The sequence below is a fragment of the Sphingomonas sp. genome (assembly GCF_035317925.1).
Classification (GTDB): Bacteria; Pseudomonadota; Alphaproteobacteria; order Sphingomonadales; family Sphingomonadaceae; genus Sphingomonas_I.
Genome location: NZ_DATHFV010000221.1, coordinates 1 through 5,037 on the forward strand (window position 1 = coordinate 1; position 5,037 = coordinate 5,037).

The 5,037-nt window shown below is 66.3% G+C and carries 4 protein-coding genes and 1 riboswitch; all 4 genes read right to left on the minus strand.

Annotated elements, in window-relative coordinates; all coding sequences use genetic code 11:
* Positions 1-766, minus strand: a 766-nt coding sequence (locus VK533_RS16165; protein WP_324379586.1) for a class I SAM-dependent methyltransferase, incomplete at its 3' end; no start/stop codon positions are given.
* Positions 763-1,134: a glycine cleavage system protein GcvH gene (gcvH, locus tag VK533_RS16170; RefSeq protein WP_324379588.1), complete on the minus strand. Its 372-nt coding sequence runs from the start codon at positions 1,132-1,134 to the stop codon at positions 763-765. The genes gcvH and VK533_RS16165, both read right to left, overlap by 4 nt.
* Positions 1,134-2,258 carry a glycine cleavage system aminomethyltransferase GcvT gene (gcvT, locus tag VK533_RS16175; RefSeq protein WP_324379590.1) on the minus strand — a complete coding sequence of 375 codons (1,125 nt, stop codon included), beginning with the start codon at positions 2,256-2,258 and terminating at the stop codon, positions 1,134-1,136. The genes gcvH and gcvT overlap by 1 nt, the downstream gene beginning before the upstream one ends.
* A gap of 168 nt (positions 2,259-2,426) precedes the next feature.
* Positions 2,427-2,517, minus strand: a riboswitch (glycine riboswitch).
* 265 nt (positions 2,518-2,782) lie between these two features.
* On the minus strand, positions 2,783-5,037 hold a 2,255-nt coding region (locus VK533_RS16180), incomplete at its 5' end, for a vitamin B12 dependent-methionine synthase activation domain-containing protein (RefSeq protein WP_324379592.1).

Genomic DNA, 5,037 nt, shown 5'->3' on the forward strand with positions numbered 1-5,037 from the left:
GGGGCTTCCTCATTGAGAAACGGAGACGGACATAATCGGCGAGCCAGGAGCCGTCGGGCTGCTGGAGTTGGGGCGCGAGCTTGGCCTCGACCGCCTGCGCGATCGCGGCCTGATCGGCGTCGGGCACGCTCGCGGAATCCATGAAGCCGGCGCGGAACACGCGCAGCCAGCCGGCCACGCCTTCGGGCAGCGGCGTCGGGCGCGGGATCAGTTGCGCTTCGATATGGGTGAAGCCGGCGGCCGCGTAGATGGCGGTGAACTCGTCCGGAGCGGGATACCATTGCGGATCGTTCGCCGGGACCGGATAGCCGCGCGCGACCAGTTCGGCGCGGATGCCCGCGCGCAGGATCGCGACATTGCCCTGCCCGCCCATCTCGCCGACGAAGCGGCCGCCGGGCTTGAGCGCGCGAAACACGCCGGCGGCGACCGCCTTGCCGTCGAGCATCCAATGCAGTGCCGCGTTGGAGAAAATTGCGTCGAACTCGGCTCCGAAGGTGAGCACCTCGCCATTGGCGATGTGCGCATCGAGGCCACGCGCCTGTGCGGCGGCGATCATGTCGTCGGACGCGTCGACGCCGACCACCTCGGCGCCCGCATCCGCGATCTTCGCGGTCAGGATACCGTCGCCGCAGCCGAGATCGAGGATGCGCTCGCCCGGCCGCGGATCGAGCAAGGCAAGCACCGGCGCGCCGAGCGCGGGCACGAACGCCGCGTTCTTGATATAATCGGCCGCATTCCAGCGGCTGGCGGGATTGGGTGCGCTCACAGGCCGGCCACGAACGCCTTGTACGCGGTGCCGTCCATCAGGCCTTCGAGCTCGCCCGGATCGGACAAGGTCAGCTTGAAGAACCAGCCGTCGCCCTCGGGTGAGGTGTTGACCAGGGCCGGATCGGCTTCGAGCGCGGCATTGGCTTCGGTGACCGTGCCGGACACCGGCGCATAGACGTCGGACGCCGCCTTCACGGATTCGACGACGGCGGCTTCCTTGCCCTTGGCGACCGCGGTGCCGGCGGGGGGGACTTCGACGAACACGACGTCGCCGAGCTGCGCCTGCGCATAATCGGTGATGCCGACCGTGGCGCTGCCGCCCTCGACCGAAATCCATTCATGGTCCTGCGTGAAATAGGTCGTCATCAGGCGGCTCCCTTGCGGACATAACGATGTGGAACGAACGGCATCGGCGTGACGGTGGCGGCAAGGCGCTTGCCGCGCACCTCGATCTCGAGGCTCGTGCCGGGCGCGGCGTGCGCGGCAGCGACATAGCCCATCGCGATCGGCGCCCCGACGGTGGGCGCGAACCCGCCCGAGGTGATCGTGCCGACCTTGGTATCGCCGGCGAAGATCTCCGCGCCTTCGCGTGCAGGCAAACGGCCCTCGACCGCGAAGCCGACGCGCTTGGTCGGTGCGCCGTCGCTCAGATGCTTGAGGATGAGATCGGCGCCCGGGAAACCGCCCTCGGCGCGGCGGCGCTTGGAAATGGCGAAGCCCAGGTCGGCGCTGACCGGATCGATATCGGTGTCGAGATCATGCCCGTAGAGCGGCAATCCCGCCTCCAGCCGCAGCGAATCCCGCGCGCCGAGGCCGATCGGCTTCACTTCCGGCTGCTGACACAACAGGTCCGCGACCTTCTCGACGTCGGTCGCATCGACCGAAATCTCGAAACCGTCCTCGCCGGTATAGCCCGAGCGGGTGATGAAAGCGTCGATCCCGCCGATCTGATACGGGCCGCCCATCATGAAGGTGAGCGCGCTCAGGTCCCACTGGCCGGTCGTCAGCCGCGCGAGGGCGGCGAACGCTTCCGGCCCCTGCAATGCGAGCAAGGCGCGTTCGGTCATATGGGTGAGCGTGATCGCGGCGGGTAGCTTCTCGCGCATATGGGCGATGTCGCCCGCCTTCACCGCGCCGTTGACGACCATGTAGATCTTGGTTGGCCAGCGGCTGAACATCAGATCGTCGATGATGCCGCCGGTCTCGGTCAGCAGCAGCGAATAGCGCATGCGGCCTACGCCCAAGCTTTTGACGTCCGCCGGCAGGATCGTTTCCAGCGCCTCGTCCAAACCTTCGCCCGAAAGCGTGAGCTGGCCCATATGGCTGACGTCGAACAGGCCGGCATGCTCGCGCGTCCATGTGTGTTCGGCGATGATGCCCTCATACTGGATCGGCATCGCATAGCCCGCGAACGGCACCATGCGCGCACCACGCGCGCGGTGCCACGCGTCGAGCGGCAGCGGTTCGGCGATATGGTCGTCGTCGCTCATCTTCATTCCCGGCAAGAGACGATAGAAAGCCGGCCTCGCGGCCTGCTTGTCCATCGCCCCCTCTGTCACGGGAACCTGAGAGCTTTCACGCTGCCACCTGGGGGGATGGGACGGCGCTTGCACCTTCGGTGGAGCACGGTTGCCCGCGCTCGCTTTCCAGAGTGTCTGAAGTTCCGCGCGGTCCGTTGACCTGAGAGATTCCGGGGCGGTTGCTCCTTCGGTGGCCCGCTAAAAGCGAACGCTCTCCCGCGCAGTCCTCCGGCGGTTGCCCGCCGACGACAAGACGACCCTGACCGGGCCGCCGATTCGAGTCAATCGAGGTTCGGCGGCGGGGCGACGCGTTTTCAGGTCGACCTTGTCGGCAGGCAATCCTCCCCCGCCAGGGGGAGGTGGCAGGCGCAGCCTGACGGAGGGGGAGGTCGGCGATCGGGATGATCATGCAAACCTTCGAAGCGCATCGCTTTCCGCCCCCTCCGTCGCCGTTGGCGACACCTCCCCCTGGCGGGGGAGGATAATATCGGGGTTCAATCGAGGTTCGGACGCAAATATCGTTCGGCGGTTTGCAGGTCCACGCCGCGCCGCGCTGCGTAATCCTCCAGCTGGTCGCGGCCGATCCGGGCGACGCCAAAATACTGGCTGTCGGGGTGGCCGAAATAGAAGCCGGAGACCGCCGCCGTCGGGAGCATCGCGAAGCTTTCGGTAAGGATCATGCCGGTGGCCTCGGTCGCGCCGAGCAGGTCGAACAGGATCGGCTTGAGGCTGTGCTCCGGACAGGCCGGATAGCCGGGCGCCGGGCGGATGCCGCGATATTGCTCCTTTATCAGCGCCTCGCTGGTTAGCTGTTCGCCAACCGCATAACCCCATAGGTTCGTGCGGACATGGAGGTGGAGCCGCTCGGCGAACGCTTCGGCGAGACGGTCGGCGAGCGCCTTGAGGAGGATATCCTTGTAATCGTCATGGTCGGCCTTGAAGCGGGCGATGTGCGGATCGATGCCGTGGATGCCGACCGCGAAGCCGCCGAACCAGTCGCCGTCAGGATCGATGAAATCGGCGAGGCACATATTGGCCCGCCCTTCGCGCTTCTTGATCTGCTGGCGCAGCATCGGGAAGCTTACCTCCTCCCCCTCCCTGCCAAGGGAGGGGGTCGGGGGGTGGGTCCGGCCGTCTGGGGTCATATCCTGAGCGGAGTCACCCACCCCAACCCCTCCCTGGGCAGGGAGGGGCTTTTGGACGACGATATCGTCTCCGTCCCTATGCGCCGGCCACAGCCCGGCGACACCGCGCGCGGTCAGCCATTTCTCCGCGATGATCGTGTCGAGCATCGCCTCGGCATCGGCGAACAGGCCGCGCGCGCTTTCGCCGACGATCGGATCCTCGAGGATCGCGGGATAATTGCCCGCCAGCTCCCACGCGCGGAAGAAGGGCGTCCAGTCGATATAGGACCGCAGATCGTCGAGCGGCCAATCGTGATAGACATGCGTGCCCGGCTGCAGCGGCGCGGGTGGCTTCTGCGCGGCATCGAACGGAAAGGCATTGGCGCGCGCTTCCGCCAGCGGCGAGAGGTCGTTCTGGCCCTTGTCGGCGCGCGCGACGCGCACCGCCTCATAATCGGTCGCGGTCTTCTCGACGAAGGCATCGCGCTGCGTGTCGGACATGAGTGTCGAGGCGACGCCGACCGCGCGGCTGGCATCGAGCACATGCACCACCGGCCCCTTATAGGCCGGATCGATCCGCAGCGCGGTGTGGACTTTCGACGTGGTCGCGCCGCCGATCAGCAGCGGCATCGTCATGTTGGCGCGCGCCATTTCCTGCGCGACCGTGACCATCTCGTCCAACGATGGCGTGATCAGGCCGGAGAGGCCGATCATGTCCGCGTCATTCTCGTTGGCCGCTTCGAGGATCTTCGTCCACGGCACCATCACGCCCAAATCGATGATGTCGTAGCCGTTGCAGGCGAGCACGACGCCGACGATATTCTTGCCGATATCGTGCACGTCGCCCTTCACGGTCGCCATGACGATCCGGCCCTTGGGCCGCGCGCCGACTTCCTTCGCGGCCTCGATGTACGGCAGCAGGTGGGCGACCGCCTTCTTCATCACGCGCGCCGATTTCACGACTTGCGGCAGGAACATCTTGCCCGATCCGAACAGGTCGCCGACGACGTTCATGCCGTCCATCAGCGGGCCTTCGATCACCTCGATCGGGCGCGGGAAGAGCAGCCGCGCTTCCTCGGTATCGTCGACGACATACAGGTCGATGCCCTTGACCAAAGCATGTTCGAGCCGCTTGGCGACATCCCAGCTGCGCCATTCCTCGGCCTGCTTTTCGGCGACCGCATCGGTGCCGCGATATTTCTCGGCGAGCGTGATCAGATTGTCGGTCGCGTCGTCGCGCCGATCCCAGATCACGTCCTCGCACGCCTCGCGCAGCTCGGGGTCGATCTGGTCGTAGACGTCGAGCTGGCCGGCATTGACGATCGCCATGTCGAGCCCGGCCGGGATGGCGTGATAGAGGAACACGCTGTGCATCGCGCGCCGCACCGGCTCGTTGCCGCGGAACGAGAAGCTCAAATTGGAAAGCCCGCCCGAAATATGGACGTGCGGGCAGCGCGCCTTGATCTCGCGGCACGCCTCGATGAAATCGAGCGCGTAGCGGCGATGCTCGTCGATCCCGGTCGCCACGGCGAAGATGTTGGGGTCGAAGATGATGTCTTCCGGCGGGAAACCCACCTCTTCCGTCAGTATACGGTAGGCCCGCGTGCAGATCTCGATCTTGCGGG